The 21,680-nt window shown below is 42.2% G+C and carries 18 protein-coding genes; 10 read left to right on the top strand and 8 right to left on the bottom strand.

Annotated elements, in window-relative coordinates; translation table 11 throughout:
• The first annotated feature begins 8 nt into the window (after positions 1-8).
• From ffh to FTU13_RS03030, 3 genes are all read left to right on the top strand, one after another.
• The gene (gene ffh, locus FTU13_RS03040) at positions 9-1,412 is read left to right on the top strand and encodes a signal recognition particle protein (protein WP_078191163.1); all 1,404 of its coding nucleotides are present in this window, start codon (positions 9-11) and stop codon (positions 1,410-1,412) included.
• A 447-nt stretch (positions 1,413-1,859) separates the two neighbouring features.
• On the top strand, positions 1,860-1,973 hold the full coding sequence (locus FTU13_RS17605; protein WP_180126109.1) for an alpha/beta hydrolase: 114 nt from the start codon (positions 1,860-1,862) through the stop codon (positions 1,971-1,973).
• A gap of 390 nt (positions 1,974-2,363) precedes the next feature.
• Positions 2,364-2,930: an alpha/beta hydrolase gene (locus FTU13_RS03030; RefSeq protein WP_111884791.1), complete on the top strand. Its 567-nt coding sequence runs from the start codon at positions 2,364-2,366 to the stop codon at positions 2,928-2,930.
• Position 2,931: 1 nt separating this feature from the next.
• Here FTU13_RS03030 and FTU13_RS03025 read toward each other — a convergent pair whose 3' ends face one another.
• Entirely contained in the window at positions 2,932-3,663 is a 732-nt protein-coding gene (locus FTU13_RS03025) for a type III pantothenate kinase (RefSeq protein ID WP_111884792.1), read from the bottom strand.
• A 22-nt stretch (positions 3,664-3,685) separates the two neighbouring features.
• Positions 3,686-4,441 carry a biotin--[acetyl-CoA-carboxylase] ligase gene (locus FTU13_RS03020; protein ID WP_180126111.1) on the bottom strand — a complete coding sequence of 252 codons (756 nt, stop codon included), beginning with the start codon at positions 4,439-4,441 and terminating at the stop codon, positions 3,686-3,688.
• A 29-nt stretch (positions 4,442-4,470) separates the two neighbouring features.
• Between FTU13_RS03020 and FTU13_RS03015 the strand changes: the two genes are divergently transcribed.
• The 5 genes from FTU13_RS03015 (at position 4,471) to ligA (ending at position 12,763) form a co-directional block, all read left to right on the top strand.
• Positions 4,471-5,283 carry a sulfite exporter TauE/SafE family protein gene (locus FTU13_RS03015; protein ID WP_180126113.1) on the top strand — a complete coding sequence of 271 codons (813 nt, stop codon included), beginning with the start codon at positions 4,471-4,473 and terminating at the stop codon, positions 5,281-5,283.
• Positions 5,284-5,430: 147 nt separating this feature from the next.
• Positions 5,431-6,126 carry a GntR family transcriptional regulator gene (locus FTU13_RS03010; protein ID WP_078191157.1) on the top strand — a complete coding sequence of 232 codons (696 nt, stop codon included), beginning with the start codon at positions 5,431-5,433 and terminating at the stop codon, positions 6,124-6,126.
• 10 nt (positions 6,127-6,136) lie between these two features.
• On the top strand, positions 6,137-9,586 hold the full coding sequence (gene smc / locus FTU13_RS03005; RefSeq protein WP_180126115.1) for a chromosome segregation protein SMC: 3,450 nt from the start codon (positions 6,137-6,139) through the stop codon (positions 9,584-9,586).
• A gap of 1 nt (position 9,587) precedes the next feature.
• Positions 9,588-10,631, top strand: a complete 1,044-nt coding sequence (locus FTU13_RS03000) for a cell division protein ZipA C-terminal FtsZ-binding domain-containing protein (RefSeq protein ID WP_180126117.1) — start codon at positions 9,588-9,590, stop codon at positions 10,629-10,631.
• A gap of 98 nt (positions 10,632-10,729) precedes the next feature.
• Positions 10,730-12,763: an NAD-dependent DNA ligase LigA gene (ligA, locus tag FTU13_RS02995; protein WP_180126119.1), complete on the top strand. Its 2,034-nt coding sequence runs from the start codon at positions 10,730-10,732 to the stop codon at positions 12,761-12,763.
• Positions 12,764-13,004: 241 nt separating this feature from the next.
• On the opposite strand, the gene FTU13_RS02990 is transcribed toward ligA, so the two are convergent.
• The 3 genes from FTU13_RS02990 to FTU13_RS02980 form a co-directional block, all read right to left on the bottom strand.
• Positions 13,005-14,468 carry an amino acid permease gene (locus FTU13_RS02990; protein ID WP_180021403.1) on the bottom strand — a complete coding sequence of 488 codons (1,464 nt, stop codon included), beginning with the start codon at positions 14,466-14,468 and terminating at the stop codon, positions 13,005-13,007.
• Positions 14,468-15,502 (bottom strand): methyltransferase, encoded by a 1,035-nt coding sequence (locus FTU13_RS02985; RefSeq protein ID WP_180055569.1) that lies wholly within the window; start codon positions 15,500-15,502, stop codon positions 14,468-14,470. Before FTU13_RS02985 ends, FTU13_RS02990 begins: the two co-directional genes overlap by 1 nt.
• A 66-nt stretch (positions 15,503-15,568) precedes the next feature.
• Positions 15,569-16,939 (bottom strand): uracil-xanthine permease family protein, encoded by a 1,371-nt coding sequence (locus FTU13_RS02980; RefSeq protein ID WP_078191151.1) that lies wholly within the window; start codon positions 16,937-16,939, stop codon positions 15,569-15,571.
• 173 nt (positions 16,940-17,112) lie between these two features.
• On the opposite strand from FTU13_RS02980, the gene typA reads away from it, so the two are divergent.
• Positions 17,113-18,948 carry a translational GTPase TypA gene (gene typA, locus FTU13_RS02975; protein WP_111884800.1) on the top strand — a complete coding sequence of 612 codons (1,836 nt, stop codon included), beginning with the start codon at positions 17,113-17,115 and terminating at the stop codon, positions 18,946-18,948.
• Between the two features lie 290 nt (positions 18,949-19,238).
• Positions 19,239-19,670: a large conductance mechanosensitive channel protein MscL gene (mscL, locus tag FTU13_RS02970; RefSeq protein ID WP_078192339.1), complete on the top strand. Its 432-nt coding sequence runs from the start codon at positions 19,239-19,241 to the stop codon at positions 19,668-19,670.
• A gap of 38 nt (positions 19,671-19,708) precedes the next feature.
• Here the strand turns inward: mscL and FTU13_RS02965 are convergent, their stop codons facing one another.
• The 3 genes from FTU13_RS02965 to mutM form a co-directional block, all read right to left on the bottom strand.
• Positions 19,709-20,083: a hypothetical protein gene (locus tag FTU13_RS02965; RefSeq protein ID WP_005007840.1), complete on the bottom strand. Its 375-nt coding sequence runs from the start codon at positions 20,081-20,083 to the stop codon at positions 19,709-19,711.
• Positions 20,084-20,280: 197 nt separating this feature from the next.
• Positions 20,281-20,559, bottom strand: coding sequence for a peptidylprolyl isomerase (locus tag FTU13_RS02960; RefSeq protein ID WP_078192338.1), 279 nt, complete (start codon positions 20,557-20,559; stop codon positions 20,281-20,283).
• Complete coding sequence (mutM, locus tag FTU13_RS02955; RefSeq protein ID WP_111884801.1) at positions 20,556-21,410, bottom strand: bifunctional DNA-formamidopyrimidine glycosylase/DNA-(apurinic or apyrimidinic site) lyase; 855 nt, start codon at positions 21,408-21,410, stop codon at positions 20,556-20,558. The genes FTU13_RS02960 and mutM overlap by 4 nt, the downstream gene beginning before the upstream one ends.
• Between the last annotated feature and the right edge of the window lie 270 nt (positions 21,411-21,680).

Raw genomic sequence — 21,680 nt, 5'->3', positions numbered from 1 at the left:
ATTTTGCAATGTTTGATACCTTAACAGAACGACTCACGCAGAGTTTAAGAAATGTTACTGGCTCAGGGCAGCTAACCGAAGACAATATTAAAGATACGTTACGCGAAGTACGTATGGCACTTCTTGAAGCCGATGTTGCGTTACCTGTAACTCGTGAATTCATCGCGAAAGTTAAGGAAGAAGCATTGGGCCAAGAAGTGATGACTCAGTTATCACCGGGGCAGGCTTTCGTCAAAATCGTTCATGACGAATTGACCAAAATGATGGGTGAGGCGAATGAAAGCCTAGACCTAGCGGCAAAACCACCAGTTGTTGTGCTTCTTGCAGGTTTGCAAGGTGCGGGTAAAACAACCACTGCGGCAAAACTTGCACGTTTCTTACAAGAACGTCAAAAGAAAAAAGTAGCAATGGTATCTGCCGACGTTTATCGTCCAGCAGCGATTAAACAGCTACAAACAGTTGCAGGTGAAGTTGGCGCTATTTTCTTTGAATCAAGCGCAGACGAAAAACCGATTACCATCGCAAATCGTGCGATTGAGCAAGCAAAAATTCAATTTGCTGATGTCTTGATTGTCGATACAGCAGGTCGTTTACATGTAGACGACGAAATGATGGATGAAATTAAAGAGCTACATGCAGCAATTAAGCCAACTGAAACATTGTTCGTGGTTGATGCCATGACTGGTCAGGATGCGGCGAATACTGCAAAAGCCTTTAACGATGCCTTGCCTTTGACGGGTGTGATCCTGACAAAAACAGATGGCGATGCACGTGGTGGTGCGGCACTTTCTGTTCGTGCCATTACTGGCAAGCCAATTAAATTCTTGGGTATGGGTGAAAAACTCGATGCCCTAGAGCCATTCCATCCTGAACGTATCGCACAGCGTATTTTGGGTATGGGTGACGTACTTTCTTTGGTCGAAGAAGTTGAACGTAAAATCGACAAAGAAAAAGCCGAAAAAATGGCGAAAAAACTGCAAAAAGGCGGTAGCTTCAACTTTGAAGATATGCTGATGCAGTTTGAACAAATGAACAAAATGGGCGGCATGATGGGCTTCTTGGATAAACTTCCAGGCATGAGCAACTCAGGGATTCAAGATGCAATTGCACAAGCAAATCCTGAAAAGCAAGTGAAGAAAATGGAAGCGATTATTCAATCGATGACCATTAAAGAACGTCGTAACCCAGACTTGATGAATCCAAGCCGTAAAAAACGTATTGCAGCAGGCTGTGGTATGGATGTTGCAGAAGTGAACAAACTCATTAAACAACATGCGCAAATGGCGAAAATGATGAAGAAATTTGCCAACCCAACGGGTATGGCAAAAATGATGAAATCATTGGGCAATATGCAAAAACAATTTGGCGGCGGTGGCATGGGTCCATTGTTCGGCAGTAAAGATCCGAAGTAATTTGGACTTAAAAAAGGCGCATTCAGCGCCTTTTTTTATGGCAAAAATTTGATAAGACCGCATTCAAAAAATTGCTACGAGAATTATAAGTAAGCACTGGATGAAGGAATTTGTATATGAACTGATAAATACCAATTGAGCTAAATCATTATAAAAACATGCCAAATTGACATTGAGACCGTGTAGATGACAGGTCTAAAACAGAGGTGAAAGTTTGCCTAACTGCAAATTGAAGGTTTCACCAAAAATAATCACCTAAAATAAGAATCAAATCATGAATACACCGCATACGCCAGAAAGCCAAAACATCTATCTGATTCATGCTCATCAGGCTTCCCCTAATGAGTATTAGTTTCCTTATTGAGACAAAAGCAGCAAGGGGTAGGACATTATTCTTGGCGCATTGACATGGCAAATGCAGTACAACCAGATCTTGACCATTGTTAGATGTTTATTTCCCTGCAAATGCCTAAGCTCGATGAAAATAAAATTGTTATTGCGCACAGTTTAGGCTGTCTGACAGTGCTGCATTATTTGACAGCACATTTCAGCCAGCGGTAAGGCAAGATTTAAGCGGACATTTTTATTTCTGGATTTGTGTATTCCTTTAATTTTTTTCTGAATTAGGCAGCTTTATTTTAAAATGCAAATTGAACCGTCATATGCTGCATCAGCATTTGCTATTGGCCGTGCGCATGCTGTCCAGCAATGATCCTTTTGTTCCGCCACCGTTCACGCTGAAGTTATCAATAGTGATCCAAAGGTAGAACACTGAAGGGAAAATACAGGACTTTTATGGCTTCATAATGTTTCCAGAATTGCTGGATATTTTGAATCAGCTCATGAAAGTGTTCTAGCAAATAGTCAAGTTTTGCAAAAATTCACAATTGTTTACCCTCAATCTCTAATTTTTATTTCAGACTGAATTCAAAAAGAGGAATGGAGTATGAAATGGCGCAAGTAATTGTGGTGCATGGCTATACCGCGAGCCCTGAAGAGAATTGGTTTCCGTGGATCGCGCAAAAGGCAAAAAAAGCGGGCGTCAGCCTCAAGGTGCTTCGGCTTGATCCATCCGAAACACCCGTCTTAAATGTGTGGATGAAGCAAATGGATGCGCAGATTGACGCATTAAATGAAAACTCTATATTAATTGCCCATAGTTTGGGGTGTATCGCTGCACTGCATTATCTGTCGCAAAAACTGCAGCATCAGAACATAAAAGCTCTTGTGCTTGCGGCCGGTTTTAATGGCCGCTTGGGACGTCTAGAGCAGGTGAATCCTTTTATTGATGCAGCTAAAATAGATTTTGACTTGCTAAAACAGCAGGTTGAGCATCGGGTAGTGATCTATTCAAAAGGCGATGAGCGAGTGCAACCCGAATTCAGCTTGGCTCAGGCAAAAAGCCTAGATGCACAGGTGATTGAAGCGCGTCATCAGGGGCATTTTATTGACTCTGAAGGCTGTACCGAATTGCCCGAAGTCTGGGATGCTGTGGAGCCGTATTTGATCCGGGCTTAATCTACGGTTGTTGGCCAATATAGCTTTGCAGGCCTTTTAAAAGCAGATCATTATGGACTTCAGGCGTAAAGCGCTGCAGGTATTTGGCAAATAGCGCAGCATCGCCCCCAGTTAAAATTAAGCGACTGGGATATTTATCAAGCACCTTTTCAATGGTGCTGACCAAACTGAGCAATATGCCATGATGAACAGCGTCGATGGTATTTTTACCAGGAGACAGCTCGTCAAAGATGGCATCTGGAATTTTAATGCCTTTGGTGTTTTGGATGAGCGAATCACGTTGCAAATATAAATTTGGCAAAATATAGCCACCTAAATGTTGTAATCCATCCGTTAAGTCAATGGTGAGTGCTGTTCCACAGCTAATCACACAGTATTTTTGTGTAGGGTCTTTGACCACAGCCAGCATTTGCAGCCAACGGTCGATCCCGAATTTACTGGTATCTTCGTAGGCACAGCGCAAGCCCGCATATTCGGCATGAACTTTGGCAATGGTGACAGGAACGGCTAAAAATTTAAGAATTTTTTGAATCCGATCATTATTTTTCTTGTCGAGTACCGAGGAAATCCCGACCTGATCTAAGTCCAAACTTTTAAAGTGCTGGATTAAACCGAGTAGGAGTTCGGCAGGCGACTGTAAATGCAGTTCCGCAGCATGTTCTATGATTTGATCGTGTTCAGTAATCCAGTATTTCAGCCGAGTATTACCGACATCGAGCCATAATTTTTTCATCAGTAGGCCTTTGCAATCCTGTTTATGATTGATCTGCTAAACGTAAGCGACCTTGGAAATGATTTTCTAAGCGCTGCGAAGTTTGGATGTTGATCGAACCATCATTTTCAATACCGAGAAAGAGACCTTGGCTTTTGCCTTGTAGGTGTTCAAGCTCAACAGGCTGTTGCATAAATGCAGCATAATGGTTGAATCTTGCAGCGAGGTTATAGCAGTTATGATCGAACCATTCACCTGCAAGTTGAATCGCTGCATAGAGTTCAGCGATTAACTGTAAACGGTTTGGCGAGGGAAGTCCGAGTTCATATAACGACGTTGCGCGTTGCTCAATTCCTGTGGATGGAATCGGAAATAAGTTCATGCCCACGCCGACAATCGCTTGATGTGGCGAAATTGGTTCAATCAAAATCCCGCCCCATTTGCCTTGTGGGCTATATAGGTCATTGGGCCATTTCACTTGTAATGCGAGATTTTGCAAACTTGGCATTTGCAAGATATTTAAGGCAATTTCGAGTGCAAGCCGTCCATCTATCGCTGTCTGTAAATTCAGCAATGTGCTTAAATAGATATTACCAACGGGTGAGACCCATTGATGATCGCGTTGCCCACGCCCCTGAGTTTGCTCTTCACTGCATACCAAAACATGTTGAATGCCTTTTTTGGCAATCTCACGGACATCGTCATTGGTCGATGTAGTAATGGGCTTCAGTAATAAAACTTCAGGCGGTTGAGGTACTGTGCTCAGCAATTGCTGTAAGTGTCTGGTCTCTAAATCCATTTGAATCTGAGAGTTGTGGAATAATATTGATGGAGTTAATCATATATTTACTGATTGGTGCAATCGCTGGTTTTGCTGCGGGGCTATTTGGTGTGGGCGGTGGTCTGATTATTGTGCCGATTTTATTCATCGTTTTTACCCAACTTCAGTATGACCCCAGTGTGATTATGCACATGGCGGTAGGCACGTCTTTGGCCACGATTATTGTGACCTCACTCAGTTCGGTTTCGGCGCATCATAAAAAAGGTGCTGTGCTGTGGAATGTCTTTCGGAATTTGGCACCGGGTTTGGTGATCGGTTCATTTCTCGGTGCAGGCATTGCTGATTATCTCTCAGGGCAGGGTTTGCAACTGTTAATCGGCTTTTTTGCGGTCTGGGTAGCCTTTAAAATGTTTCGAGGTGCAGCAACACCTGTCGATCCGAATAAACATTTACCCTCACAAGCCATGCAAATGGCAGCAGGCGGCGGCATTGGGATTGCTTCTGCGATCTTCGGTATTGGTGGTGGTAGCTTAACCGTCCCGTATTTGAATAAAAACGGCGTCATTATGCAAAAAGCAGTCGCGACATCTGCTGCATGTGGTTTACCAATTGCGATTGCTGGGGCCTTCGGCTTTATGTGGTTTGGTCATCAAGCCGATATCGTGGTTCCCAATACCATTGGTTATATCCATATTTATGCATTTATCGGGATTAGTGTAATGAGCTTTATCACTGCGAAATTGGGTGCGAAAGTGGCTCATATGTTGTCGCCATTTATGCTAAAGCGTTGTTTTGCATGTTTATTAACAACAGTCGGCTGCTATTTTATTTACCAAGGTGTGCAAGCCTTTGGCGCATGATTGTCCGTTTTGACTGAAAAAATTGGCTTTGTTGACACAAGATTGTCAGACAATGTCATGTTCAATTAGGTTGCTTATCGTTTCTAATGCAAATAGATTGAGTGTAAATCTGAACATTGCATCTTATAAAAAAAAGATAGGAACAGTATGCAACAACAAGAAGCGGACAGTTTGTCAGAACAAATTGCCAAACACATCGGTGAACAAATCATTCGCGGTGAGTTGGTCGAAGGCGAGCGTATTCAGGAACTCAGAATTGCGGCCGAATTGGATGTGAGCCGTGGCTCTGTTCGTGAAGCTTTATTGATTTTAGAACGGACCCAGCTCATTGAAATCTACCCACGCCGTGGCGCCTTAGTCTCTGAAATGTCGGCTTTACAAGTGCGCTCATTATTTGATATTGCAGCATTATTGTTGGGTCAAATTGTGCATCGTATGGCGGAAACGTGGCGCAGCCATGAAGCTGAGCGTATTCAGTTATTACTTGAACAATTAGACGTGGAAACTCGCCAAGGCAATACTGAAAAGTTTTATGATCTGATTTTTCAGGGCATGGCTCGTCAGCATGAAATGGTGGGAAATACCTACCTGATGCGTTATTACCAAGAATTGTTGCCATCACTCAGACGTAGTTATTTTCTGACACTGAATATTTCACGACGTGAACTGCAAGAATCTTTTGATTTGTTTAAATTGGTGACTGATGCAGTTTTAATCAGAAAATCACATCAAGCCACTTTATTTATGGAAGATTTTTGTCGACACTTACGCAACCTTGTGTTGGAATCACTAACACGGATGAAACAAATCGAATTAGCGTGGGCGAGACGTTCACGCCGCTGATCAGGACATTATGCGTTTAAGCAGTTTAAAACTTTCCGGCTTCAAATCTTTTGCCGATAGCACAACTCTAAAATTTGAAGGCAACCGTAGTGCGGTTGTTGGACCGAACGGCTGTGGTAAATCCAATGTGATTGATGCCATTCGCTGGGTTATGGGGGAGTCCAGTGCCCGTCAATTGCGTGGTGGCACCATGCAAGATGTTATTTTTACCGGAACGGCAAAGCGTAAACCAGTCGGGATGGCGAGTGTTGAACTGCGTTTTGATAATACCTATGGCAAGCTAGGTGGCGCTTATAATGCCTATACTGAACTAGCAGTTCGTCGTCAGGTCAATCGTGATGGTAAATCCGAATATTTCCTCAACGGCACCAAATGCCGCCGTCGTGATATTACCGATATTTTCTTAGGTACCGGTTTAGGTCCACGTTCGTATGCGATTATTGAACAGGGCATGATCAACCGTTTGGTCGATGCCAAACCTGAAGAAATGCGTGTGTATATTGAAGAAGCAGCTGGGGTTTCTCGCTATCAAGCTCGTCGTCGTGAAACTTTACAGCATCTAGAACACACCACTCAAAATTTAGAACGTCTCGAAGACATTGCATCAGAACTGAAGTCTCAGTTGAAAACCTTAAAGCGTCAGTCTGAAACGGCGGTGCAATATAAAGAATTAGAAACCCAAATTCGTACTATTAAGATCGAAGTGCTGTCTTTCCAATGTGAGCAAAGTAAACGTTTACAGCAAGAATACACGCTTCAGATGAATGAGCTCGGGGAAACCTTCAAACTGGTTCGTTCTGAGCTGAATACCTTAGAACATGACTTATCTTCCACCAGTGCTTTATTTCAACGGCTTATTCAACAGTCCACTCCTTTACAAAGTGAATGGCAACAGGCGGAAAAGAAACTGTCTGAGTTGAAAATGACGCTGGAGCAAAAGCAGGGTTTATTTGCACAAAATTCGGCAAGTTTGGTGGAGCTTGAGAAGCAAAAAGCTCAAACCAAAGAACGTTTACAGTTATTAGAGTTACAACTGGAAACGCTGCAAGAACAACAAGATGGATTTGTTGAACAATTACAGCGTCAAGAAAGCAGTAGTCAGGAACAGACCCAGCAGTTAGCCGATTTGAAAGCTCAGCATCAACAAGCGGTTCAACAATTTGAACAATGCCGTGGGCAAGTCGAAAAGCAGCAACAGCAAAAGCTACAGATGTTGGCGCAGAGTGAACAATTGACCAAAAATATTGGTCGTATTGAGCAACAACGTGAGACTCTGCAACAGCAACGAGGTCAAATTCAGCATCAGGCGCAGCAAGATGAGTTGGAGCAGTATCAGCAAAATAAGCAACAGCTCGAACAACAAATTGTGCAACAAGAGCAGGTGATTGCCGAAACGCAGACACAGCTTGCAGCTGCACAAGAACAGCAGGCACAGCATAAAAATATGGTGCTGCAGCTAAAGTCAGAAATACAGGTGTTGTTGTCAGAGCAAAAAAACCTAAATCAATTGATGATTAAAGCCAGTCCAAAGCAGCAAAGCCAGCGTCAACATTTAATGCAGCAGTTGCAGTTGAGCACACAAGGTAAACAGCATGCACAACTGGTCGAAAAATTTTTGTCTAGATGGCTGAGTGCCCAAGTCTTGGGACACAGTGATAATTTTCAAGACAGTATTGCACGTCAGGTCAAAGGCAATCACCACACCGCAGTACAAATCGTTGGATTAGACGCTTTGGCGACGTGGATTGAAGCCCCTCAACTTTCGATCTGGCAGCAGGTCGCGATTGCTGAAACATTGACAGTGGCATTGAGCCATCAGGCTAAACTGGCCGCAGGTCAGTCAATACTCACGCTCGATGGTTATCATGTCGGTGCAGATTGGGTGATTGGTCTAGATTATGATGAGGACAGCCAAGCAGGGCAAGGTGCATTGAGCCACCGTATTCGCTTAGATGAATTGACTGAATTACTTGCAGAGCAGCAGCCAAAGCTAACGCAACTAGAAGGCCAATTGCCTGAGTTGCAAAATGCCGTACAAGCTTTACAGCAAAATCTGCAACAGCAACATAGCCAATTAAAAAATTGGCAAAAAGACATTCAAAATGCTGATGTTGCCATTGCGAAGGTACAAAGTTCCAATCAGGCTTTTGCATTACAAAAGCAGCAGTTAGAAGATCAATTACAGCAACTTGAAGCACAGCTTGAAGAAGATGCCATGCAAAAAGACGATTTGGAAATTGATTTGCATGCGCTGACGATGAAGCTTGAGCAAGCTTTGCCCAATTATAAGACCTTGCAATTCCAAGTTGAGGAATTGAGTCTAGCGCTGGAAAGTGCTCAGCAAGTGGCATTACACAGTCAGCAAGAATTGGAAATCGTGCGTCGTCAGTCTATACAGACGAAACAACAGATTGAATTATTAGAAAAAGACACGGTCTTTTTAAAAGCGCAAACTCAGCAAATTATTGGACAGATGGAACAGGCGAAGAAATTTGTCGATCCAGTACAGTTAGAATTGCCTGCGCTTGAGTCACAGTATTCTGAACAGGCTCAAGTCACTGAACGTTTACAAAAAACCTGGAATGACTGGCAGCTTGAACTCAATAATGTTCAGAGCAAACAACAGACATTGACGGAACAACGCCATTCACATCAACAGCAAGATGAAAAATTGCGTACGCAATTGGAAGAAAAGCGTTTGGCTTGGCAATCCGCGCAGTCTGATTTGCAGCATTATTCTGAACAGCTGAAAGAAATGAACAGCGAAATGCTGACAGGTTTAAGCATTGATGTGGTATCCCATCAGCAAAAACTAGAAAAAGCACAGCAGCAGTTTGATAAATTGGGTGCAGTCAACTTGGCTGCGGCAGAAGAATATACTGAAGTTTCTAAACGCTTTGATGATTTAAGCCACCAAATTGATGACTTGCAAAAGACCGTTGAACAACTGCAAGCTGCGATGAAAAGCATTGATCAGGAAACTCGAAAGCTGTTTATGACCACTTTTGATAAGGTTAATGCTGAACTTCAAGCGTTGTTTCCGAAAGTATTTAATGGTGGTGAAGCAAGTTTAAGTCTTGAAGATGGTTGGCAATCGGGTGTAAAACTGATGGCACGACCACCGGGTAAACGAAACAGCTCTTTGGCATTATTGTCAGGTGGTGAAAAGGCACTGACCGCATTGGCTTTGGTTTTTGCGATTTTCCGCCTAAATCCTGCACCATTTTGCGTTTTAGACGAAGTCGATGCACCTTTAGACGAAGCAAATGTAGGAAGATTTTGTAATCTTGTAAAAGAGCTTTCAGAACAAGTGCAATTTATCTACATTACACACAATAAACTGGCTATGACAATGGCAACTGACTTACTTGGTGTGACCATGCCAGAACCAGGAACTTCAAAATTAGTGACTGTGAATATAGAGCAAGCCAAAGAATACGGTTTAGCTGCGGAGGCATAACATGGAAATCACCACTATAGCTGGGATTGTAATCGCTGTAATTATCATGGTTGTGGGTATTCGAATGATGTTTCGTAAACCTGCAGATGCAGCGCCATCACTTGACACCGAATTACATATTGATCCTGATAGTCAGCAACCTGTTATTCCGCGCCATGTACGAAATCAGTTAAATACATCTGAAACCACGCAACGTGTTGAGCCGACTTTGGCTGAGGAAAAAGTCACAGCGGTTGAAGCGACTGAAACTGTTCAAGCGAATGTAACGCAAGAAGCAACGGCAGCTGAGCAGAGCGCTGAGACGACAGCAAAGACTGAGACGACTACGACGGATCCTATTTCAGTTGAAAACGCTCAAACTGCGACAGAAGACAGTACCTTGTCTACAGAAGCCACTGAATCTACGACAGATAAATCTGTAGCAGATTTAGCCAATGAAACAACGACTCCCGCGACGGATGTTCAGGCTGAAGTTGTCCCTGCAGAAAAAGCGCCAGAATTTAGTGTAAATAGCGCAATTGAAAAAGCTGAAATTAGCGATTTTGATGAAGAAAGCAGTATTTTGGATGCTCATTTACATGAACAAAAAATTGTCGATGAAGAAAGTGCTTTAGCAACTGCGGAAACTTATATCGCCTTAAATGTGTTCCCAGATAGCCGTGCCTTGTCGGGTGAAAAAGCATTAAAAGTTTTACTCAAATACGGCCTGCGTTTTGGCGAAATGGCCTGTTTCCATCGCTATGATGAAGAAGGTACAAAGTTATTATTCTCTGTATTGCAAATGAATAATGATGGCGCTGCGCAAGGTTTTGATCTTGAAACTTTATCGACTGAAGAAGTAAAAGGTTTGGCTTTCTTCTTAGCGCTGCCACACAGCGATGTACAAAATGCCTTTGATACCATGGATAGCATTTCACGTCTAATTGCCCGTGAAATTGACGGTACTGTGTATGATCAAAATAACCAAGAATTTACACCGCAGATGCGTGAACATTGGCGTCATCAAGCGATTGATTATCGTCAAGGTCAAGCTATCGAAGTCTAAGCCTCTTTGATTGAAACTCACCGAGTGGGTTTCTATAATAGCAACAGATAATGAAATTTGAGGGCGGAGCATGAACCGCCCTTTTTTATGGTGAATGTATGACACAACAATCCACTGTCGTTGCACAGATGCGACAACTGATTCAACTCTTGGCGAAGCATAACCATGCCTACTATGTCATGGACACGCCAGAAATTGAGGACAGTGAATATGATCAACTTTTTCACCAATTAAAAGCTTTAGAAGAGCAATACCCTGATTTAGTACAACCTGATACACCAACTACAAAAGTGGGTGGAAAGGCCTTGTCTAAGTTTGAATCTGTAACCCATGCAGTACCCATGTTGTCATTAGGTAATGTGTTTAATGCAGAAGATTTATTTGCCTTTGCACGCCGCGTAGAAGAGCGCTTACCGAATCAAAAAATTGAATATGATGTCGAATTAAAATTTGATGGACTGGCCATTTCTCTCTGGTATGAAAATGGCATTTTAGTCCGTGGTGTGACACGGGGTGATGGTGAAACTGGGGAAGACATTACCCAAAATGTAAAAACCATTCGTAATTTACCTAAAGTACTGACCTCTACACAGACTGAAATTCCAAGTCTGCTTGAAGTCCGTGGTGAAGTTCTGATGCCAAAATCAGGCTTTGAAAAGCTTAATGCTGAAAACGAAGCCAAAGGTGAAAAAACCTTTGCCAATCCACGAAATGCAGCAGCAGGAAGCTTACGTCAACTCGATCCTGCAATTGCGACTTCGCGTCCCTTGGCTTTTTATGCTTATGGCATTGCACAGTGCGAACCACATCATGGTCAAACCACCATGTCTGCTAGCTTAGAATGGCTGACACAGTTTGGTTTTGCTGTCGGTGAACGTCACTTTATATGTGACAGCATTCAGGACGTACAAGCTGCGTATGAGCAAATGATCATTGATCGACCAAGCCTGAGTGTTGAAATTGATGGCATGGTGATTAAGGTAAACAGCCTGAAGCAACAGCAAACACTGGGCTTTTTAAGTCGTGAACCGCGCTGGGCAACGGCATATAAATTCCCTGCAGTTGCAGCGCTCACGACGGTTGAAAATATTGATTGGCAAGTGGGGCGTACAGGGACTTTAACTCCAGTCGCACGTTTAAATCCTGTTGCAGTCGGTGGCGTAAAGGTTTCCAATGTCACTCTACATAATATTGGTGAAATTCACCGTTTAGATGTCCGTGTGGGTGATACAGTCAGTGTCTACCGTAGTGGCGATGTGATTCCAAAAGTGGAAAAAGTATGGCCTGAATTCCGTCCTGTAGATACGGTAGAAGTTCAGTTACCTGCATATTGCCCAGTCTGCTCATCTCCAGTGGTGATGCCAGAAGGTGAAGCCTTGGCACGTTGTTCAGGTGGATTGTACTGTGCTGCACAGCGCATTGAGGCGATTCGTCACTTTGTATCGCGTAAAGCTATGGACATTGAGGGCTTAGGCGACCGTTGGGCGGAATCACTTTTACATTTGGATCTGCTCAAAGATGTTGCTGATATTTATAGCTTGCATGCGCATCGTGAAAAATTACTGACTATTGAAAAAATGGGCGAGAAGTCGGTTCAAAACCTCATCGATTCTATTGAAAATAGTAAGAAAACGACACTAGGCGCATTTATTTATGCACTTGGCATTCGAGGCGTGGGTGAAACCACGGCACGCATGCTCGCCAATACCTTCCAAACCTTTGATGCGATTCGTCATGCAGATCTCGAATCCTTGAAAAAAACGCCAGACGTTGGTGATATTACCGCTGAATGGATTGTCGACTTTTTCCAAGCGCCGCATAACCTCGAAGTGGTTGATCGTTTGTTGGCAGCTGGGATTCATTGGGATGCACCTGTTGCACCAAGTCGTCAGCCGCTGAATGGCGAGAGTTGGGTGATTACTGGAACATTGAGTACCATGGGGCGTGATGAAGCGACGCAAATGCTTCAAGCCTTAGGCGCACGTGTCAGTGGTAGTGTTTCGGGTAAAACCAAATGTGTAGTTGCAGGTGAAAAGGCAGGTTCTAAATTAGAAAAGGCTGAAAAGCTGGGTGTACCTGTGATGAGCGAAGACGAGTTTATTGCCTTTGTACAACAGCATAATGCTTCTTAAGTATTGAAAATCAAACCTGAAAACGTAGTTACTTTTGAACAAACGCCTGATGCATTGCATTGGGCGTTTTTATTTTGCTGCTTAACATGATTGCGTCAGCCTATCAGTTGTTGATGATAGATCAGACATCATTCCTCAACATCACTCACGAAATATTTTGTTAAAGCGTGAATGTATTGAGATACAATTTTAGCCATAAAAAAAGCAGCTTAGGAGCTGCTTTTTTTATTCAGTGATCACATTATTCTTGATCAACTTTCATCGGTTTTACATCCATTTCTTGATATGAAACCAACTTAGTTTTGTGTTTCCACTTATAACCGAACCAAATGGCAAGGAATAAGAAAATACCAATATAGGTAGAAACAACGGCTAACCACTCACCATCTAAAACGGCTTGATAGTTCTGACCAAGGACCACGATGGCACACAAAATAAAGGCAAACCACGGTGCAAATGGGAAGAATTTTGCACGGTAAGCAAGATCTTCTAATTTATTGCCTTGAGCCAAGTAGCCTTTACGGAAGCGATAATGTGAAACTGCAATACCGAGCCACACAATAAAGCCACACATACCTGACATGTTCAGTAACCAGTTAAAGACCGCTTGTTCACCGATAAATGTGGTTAAGAAGCACAGTGCCGCAATCGCCGTTGTTGCATAAAGCGCATTCATTGGTACGCCACGTGCATCTAAGCGACCAAAGACTTTCGGCGCACTGCCTTTACGTGCCATATCAAAGAGCATACGAGTAGAGGAGTACATACCAGAGTTACCCGCTGATAAAATCGCAGTCAAGATCACCGCATTCATCACCGATGCAGCAAAAGCAAAACCTGCTTTTTCATACAGTAAGGTAAATGGTGATAGTGCAATATTTTCAGTAGATGCTGCTTGTAATAAACGTGGGTCATCATAGGCGATAAGAGTGCCGATAATGAAAATACACACGATATAAAACAACAAGATACGCCAGAAAATTTGCTTGATGGCAATAGGAATGGTCTTTTCAGGATCTTTCGATTCACCTGCAGCCACACCAACCATTTCAGTCCCTTGGAAAGAGAAACCGGCAATCATGGCCACACCAATCAAGGCAGATAAACCGCCGACAAATGGGGCTTCACCCTTGGTCCAGTTGGCAAATGTTTCTACGCCCGGTGTCAGCATGATTTTGCCAATCATAAACAGGCCGATAATGATAAAGGCAACAATTGCGAGCACTTTAACAAGCGAGAAAAAGAATTCAGATTCACCGAAGCCTTTTACGGTCAGTGCATTAATGGCAAAGACGATTGCGAGGAAAATCGCACTCCAGTAAAAGCCAGGAATATCTGGAAACCAGAATTTCATAATGAATTGGACTGCAACCAATTCAAATGCCACGGTAATCGCCCAGTTGTACCAATAGTTCCAACCCAAAGCGAAGCCGAAACCACCCTCGACATATTTTGTGCCGTAGGTAAAGAATGCACCCGAAGTTGGGTTATGTGTTGCAAGCTCACCTAGACTGGTCATCAAGAAGTAAATCATGATACCAATTAAGCAGTATGCAAGCAGGGCGCCACCCGGGCCTGCATTGGCAATGGTTGCTCCAGAGGCTAGAAATAAACCTGTACCAATTGATCCACCAATTGCAATCATGTTGAGATGGCGAGCACCCAACTTACGCTGAAGTTGAGCTGGTTTTTGAGTTTCGCTCATCATTGTTCCTTAAGATTTTTTTGCGTGCTCGCAAACAAGACTTTAAATCCTTGTTGGTCGGCTTTGATTGTACATTGACCATAATGCTGCTCAATTAAAGTCGGATAATTGAGGAATCGGTTGGCTACAATCCAAAGCTCGCCCCCAGACTTCAAATGTCTGCGCGAAGTTTTGCATAGATTTTCACTGGCATTGTAGTCGGTTTGAATCCCTTGATGGAAGGGTGGATTGCTGACTACGGCATGTAAAAATAGTGGTGCATCCTCGATTCCTGTGACCGCTTTAATCTCAAGTTGTTCAGGTTCAAGCAAATTTTGTTCAAATGTCATTTGTGTAGAAGCCAGTGCAAAAGCATCTACATCCATGGCAAAGATACGATTTTTAGGATTCAGTTTGGCTAAATAAGCACTGATGACACCCGCACCACAGCCGAAATCAGCAATTTTGCCCGAAGTGACTTGTGATAAATAAGGCAATAAGGTAGCCGTACCCACATCTAAACGGTTCTGGCTAAATACGCCCGGCAGTGCGCAAATCGTAAGCTCACCATTTGGAGTCTCAACTGGATATTTTTGCACCCAATCTTGTAGTGGCTTGAGTGTTACAGTTTTTTCTAAGAGGGTTTGCCACATTTGACAGTGACGCGCACTATCAATTTTTAGGGTTTTACCAAAGGGTTGTAATTGTTTTGCTGCGCGTTCAACACCGCCTTTTTTCTCACCCACGAGGAAAATAGACGCACCTTGAGCAAGGTGACTTGCCACATTGTGTAATAAATAATTCAGCAGTTCTTTTGATTTAGGAACAAAAATAACCGCTTGATCAAACTGACCTTCAGGAAAATCGACACCAAAATGGACGTTTGACTGTTGATTTTGAAAGTACTGAAAATCATTAAAATTCCAGCACCAAATCGATGGCTTAATATTGTCATTCAATTGACTGAGTAAGTCATCTGTCGGTGCATTTACGAAAAGCACGCGATCTTGTAATAAATCGATCTGTCGTATAACGACTTCACTTGTGAGATCCATAGATTTCTCCATCATAAAAAACACTGCCTAGGGCGGAACCTAGGCAGTGTTCTTTGACAAATGAACTTACTTCTTCACTTCAGGAAGAACAATATTCAAAATAAGGGCAGCGATACCACCAGTGGCAACGCCTGAACTGAAGATATTACGGAACAATTCAGGAAGATGTTCAAGGATTTGTGGTACTTGTGCAACACCTAGACCCAATGCCAATGAAATCGCAATGATTAATAGTGCGCGGCGGTCTAAATGAATGCCTGACAAGATATTAATACCCGAGGCAGCCACGGCACCAAACATCACCATCACAGCACCACCAAGCACGGCTTGTGGAACTGCTTGAATGACACCTGCTACAGCAGGAAGTAAGCCTAAAATAACCAATAGGGCAGCAATCCAAATGCCTACATAGCGGCTTGCAACACCTGTTAACTGAATGACACCGTTGTTTTGCGCGAAAACAGAACTTGGGAACGTGTTAAAGATACCGGCAAGGAATGAGTTTGCACCATTCACCAATACACCACCTTTAATACGCTTCATCCATTCAGGGCCATCTACAGCTTGATTTGAAAGCTTAGAAGTCGCGGTAATATCGCCAATCGCTTCCAAAGATGTCACAAGGTAGATAAATGCCATTGGAATAAACAAGCTCCAAGAGAAGCTTAAGCCAAAGTGCATCGGTGTTGGAATTTGAACCAGTGGCGCATCTTTTAAGCCATCAAAGTTTAAATGACCCATAAAGCCTGCAAGGATGTAACCCACGACTAAGGCAATTAGGATGGCAGAACTTTTTACCCATGTAATACGCACACGGTTCAATAAAATGATCAGTGCCAAAACGGTACATGACATGATGAGGTTGTCTGCATTGGCAAATGTTTTATCGCCCATAGCTTGATAACCACCACCCATGCTGATCAGGCCTTCTTTAATTAAAGTCAGACCAATCAATAGCACCACAATACCTGTTACCAATGGGGTAATCAGTTTTTTCACCCACGGTAAGATACGTGACACACCCATTTCAATGAATGAACCCGCGATCACCACACCAAAGATAGATGCCATGACTGCTTCTACAGGTGTGCCTGCCGCAACCATCGCAGAACCAATACCGATAATAGGACCAATAAAGTTAAAGCTGGTTCCTTGTACAATCAGGAGACCTGCACCAAATGGGCCGACTTTTTTACATTGTAAAAAAGTTGCGATACCAGAGATCACCAATGACATCGACAGAATCATATTGGTGTCTTCTTTTGACACACCAAGTGCTAAACAGATCAGCAGACCCGGCGTCACAATTGGGACAATAATGGCTAATAAATGTTGGAACGCAGCGAGAAAAGCAATAAAAGGTTTTGGTCGATCATTCAATCCATAGACTAAATCGAGTTGATCTTTTGCTTCGGGAGATTGGTTTAAATCAGACATGCGGCACTGAAAATTAAGGCTAGGTGGCGCTATTCTAATCTGTTTACACAGCTTTACAAAACCAAAAGCGTACCAGTCGTCAAAAAAAATGCGATTGTCAATAAACTGTCACTACTAAAATCTATATTTTTTCTGTATAATTTGCCCTCAAACTTTAGGCGTATCGAATTCACATGTCAGATATTAAAACTCTCCGTAACATTGCCATCATCGCGCACGTCGACCATGGTAAAACTACTCTTGTAGACAAACTTTTACAGCAATCAGGTGCTCTTGGCGATCGCGCAGGCGAGATCGAACGTGTAATGGATTCTGGCGCTATTGAAAGTGAACGTGGTATTACCATTCTTGCAAAAAACACTGCAATCAAATGGTTAGACAAGCGTACTAACACTGAATACCGTATCAATATCGTGGATACCCCGGGACACGCCGACTTCGGTGGTGAAGTAGAACGTGTAATGTCAATGGTTGACTGCGTACTTCTTCTTGTTGATTCTCAAGAAGGCCCAATGCCACAAACTCGTTTCGTAACGCAAAAAGCGTTCGCACGTGGTTTGAAACCAATCGTAATTATTAACAAAGTCGACAAGCCAAACGCTCGTCCAGACTGGGTAATTGACCAAGTATTCGATTTGTTCGACAACCTTGGTGGTTCTGACGAACAGTTAGACTTCCCAGTTGTATATGCTTCAGGCCTTCGTGGTGTGGCTGGTCCATCTCCAGAAGAACTTGCTGAAGACATGACTCCATTGTTCGAAACAATTGTAGACATCGTTGAACCACCAGCGGTTGACGTTGACGGTCCATTCCAAATGCAAGTGTCTTCACTTGACTATAACAGCTTCGTAGGTGTTATCGGTGTTGGTCGTATTCAACGTGGTTCAGTGAAATTAAACACTCCTGTAACTGTAATCGACAAAGACGGTAAAACACGTAACGGTCGTATCTTAAAAATCATGGGTTACCATGGTTTAGAGCGTATCGATGTTGAATCAGCTTCTGCTGGTGACATCGTTTGTGTAACGGGTATTGATGAACTTCATATCTCTGACACAATCTGTGATCCAAAAGCAGTTGAAGCTTTACCTGCACTTTCTGTAGACGAACCTACAGTATCGATGACTTTCCAAGTAAACAACTCACCGTTTGCTGGTAAAGAAGGTAAATTCGTAACTTCACGTAATATCCGTGAACGTCTAGATCGCGAATTGATTCACAACGTAGCATTACGTGTTGAAGATACTGACAGTCCTGACCGTTTCAAAGTATCTGGTCGTGGTGAGCTTCACCTTTCAGTTCTTATTGAAAACATGCGTCGTGAAGGCTTCGAAATGGGCGTATCACGTCCACAAGTAATCATCAAAGAAATTGATGGTGAAAAACAAGAGCCATACGAAAACGTAACGTTTGACGTTGAAGAGCAGCATCAAGGCGCTGTAATGGAACAAATGGGTCACCGTAAAGGTGAAATGACCAATATGGAAGTTGACGGTAAAGGCCGTATCCGTATTGAAGCAACAGTTCCTTCACGTGGTTTGATTGGTTTCCGTTCTGAATTCTTAACTATGACTTCAGGTACAGGTATCATGACTTCAAGCTTCTCGCACTACGGTCCTATGAAACAAGGTACTGTTGCGAAACGTCAAAACGGTGTGTTGATTTCTATGGTTCAAGGTACTTGCTTGGGCTATGCACTATTCAGCTTACAAGACCGTGGCCGTCTATTCGCTAAACCTCAGTTAGAAGTTTATGAAGGTATGATCGTTGGTATTAACTCACGTTCAGACGACATGACTGTTAACCCAACTAAAGCGAAACAGCTAACTAACGTACGTGCTTCTGGTACTGATGATGCGTTGACTCTTGTTCCGCACATTGAATTTACGCTTGAACAAGCGCTTGAATTCATTGAAGACGACGAATTAGTTGAAGTAACACCTAAGTCAATCCGTATCCGTAAACGCTGGTTGACTGAAAACGAACGTAAACGTAACCGTAACGGTTAATTTTACAGTTTCAAAAAAACCGCTGACTTAGGTTAGCGGTTTTTTTATGCATGGGTGTTTTGAATAAAAATGCAAAAATTGAATGACTTTATTCATTTAATTCGACATGTATAATTTTGATAAATCCTTTTTAATAGAATGTATTACCAAAATCAAAAATGTTTTGTGTGAATTTTTATACATGGTATTTAGAATCTAATATAAACCAAGTAAATTAGGTGGAAATAGTTATACAGATATAATGTATACTTCGTCACAAAATTAAAGCTGAAAAAATTTCTGGAGATCACATGAGTATTATTCAAGAATTTAGAGAATTTGCGGTAAAAGGCAACGTGATGGACTTGGCTGTAGGTGTCATCATTGGTGGTGCTTTCGGTAAAATCATCGATTCAATGGTAAAAGACATTATCATGCCTTTTATTTCTTGGATCCTTGGTGGTGACGTTGATTATTCAAATTGGTTCTTAGTATTGGGCGATAACCCAAACAATTTAACCACGCTAAAAGCAGCACAAGATGCAGGCCTTAATGTGTTGGCTTACGGTAACTTCCTAACCATCTTAATCAACTTCTTGCTTTTGGCATGGGTCGTATTCTGGTTAGTGAAATTGATGAACAAATTGCGCCGTCAAAAAGTTGAAGAGCCAGCTCCAGAGGCGACTCCAGAAGATATCGAATTACTTCGTGAAATTCGTGATGAATTAAAACGTAAAGGTTAATCCTTTAGCAGTGAAAACGGCGCTTAAAGCGCCGTTTTTTATTGTGAATTTTGTTGAGGCGTCATTTTCATAAACTTAGGTTCTGATGTCGAAAAAACAATGCCATTTCGAATGCCTGTAAATACTTCATTTGCTTCTTCAGGTGATTCGGGTGCGCAGGCTTGTTGACCTAATATAAATAAGACTAAAGGGTGATTTTTGGATAATTTGCTAATTTGCTGTATCGCATCATACCATTTTGATTCATCGTTACGATTCCCATCTAAATCTAGTGCCAACTGGACTTCACCATGAGGGTTCATATCTTGATCATCATATAATGCTTGGATAAGTGCATGCTTTCGTTCACCTCGAATGATTGTAAAATCTGTTGTATCGACAGTGCCAAGACGAAAATAGTTGTAATAGCCCAATGGAATGTCCTTTATTTATTATTAAGTAGAATTGATTTAGTGCAATGTTATCTGGTTGCTATGATTTATATTATATGATTGAAAACCGCCAGCCAATGTTCTGAACGATTGAAAAAAATACTGGGATTATGTGCTTTAAGATGAAAAGCACATATTCGCGATATACTCGTTATAGCATGTTCAATGTGGGTGCTATGTTACATCCGAAACTTAATTTCTAATAAATGCCAGCCAAATTGGCTTTTGATCGGACCATGCAGTTCACGTTCGGGTAGGGTAAATACCGCCTTATCAATTGGACCAACCAGTTGGCCTTTTTTAATGTCGCCAAGCTCACCGCCTTTTTTACCCGAAGGGCATGTCGAATGCTGCTTTGCAATTTTGGCAAAGTCCGCACCGCCTTTGATTTTCTTTTTCAGTTGCTCACATAGTTCTTTATCTTTGACTAATATGTGGCGAACAATCGCAGACTTCATGCTTTATTTCCTTTCACGGTTTTCTTAGTCAGCATTTTAACCTTTTTTAAAGGCTGACACTCTGGGCAAAACACCGATGCACGTTGCCCTAGTTTGATATTGTGCAAGATGGTTTCACAGTTGATGCACATTTCACCGGCACGTCCGTAGGCGAGCAGAGTTTGTTGGAAATAACCATTTTCGCCCATCGCATTGGTGTAATCACGTAACGTCGAACCGCCTAAATCAATTGCCTGTTTTAAAATACGTTTGATTTCGATGACCATTTTTTCAACTTGTTCAAAACTCAAACTTGATGCAGGCTGCGCAGGGTGTATGCCTAAGTTAAATAAGCTTTCCGTTGCATAGATATTGCCGACACCAACCACAATATGATTGTCCATGATCGATACTTTGATACTGGTCTGCTTATTTTTAAATTTTTGGAATAAGTATTCAGCATTAAAGTCATCACTCAGCGGTTCAGGGCCAAGCGTGTCAATCAGTTTGCTTTGAGACGATGCATCTAACCATAAAATACAGCCAAAACGGCGTGGATCGTGATAGCGCAATTGCATATCTTCAAAATGAATCACCAGATGATCATGCTTTCGTAATGCTTCATCACCTTCACAAATCCGAAAACTGCCAGACATGCCCAAATGCCACAACATGCTGTCCTGTTCAAATTCAGCCAAAATATATTTTGATCGACGGCTGAGCTGAAGCAGCTTTTGTCCGACGAGTTTTTGAATGTCGTCAGGAATAGGCCAACGCAGGCTCGACTGAAAAACCTCAACTTTGAGAACCTTTTCATTCAATAATGGCAATAAACTGGTTTTAGTGGTTTCTACTTCTGGTAATTCAGGCATAAAGGTCGAAGCAATGGATCATTCAAGTTATGCATACTATTGGGTCTAGCCCTACATAATGCAAGTTTCATCGCGGCCTAAGGGAGTGTATGAATAGGTTATTGATTATTAATTGTGAGAATAATAAACCAACAAGTCACAATAATGAGTTTGAATAAGCGATCAGAAGTTAAACAATTGAATTAATAGATATATAAGATATTGAAAAATAATCACTAAAAATATTGCATAACAATAGATTTATTTAAAATCAATTATTAATAAATTAAA

The organism is Acinetobacter sp. YH12064 (assembly GCF_013419735.1).
In the GTDB taxonomy this organism is placed as follows: Bacteria; Pseudomonadota; Gammaproteobacteria; order Pseudomonadales; family Moraxellaceae; genus Acinetobacter; species Acinetobacter amyesii.
This window is presented reverse-complemented; position numbering and strand designations above follow the sequence as displayed.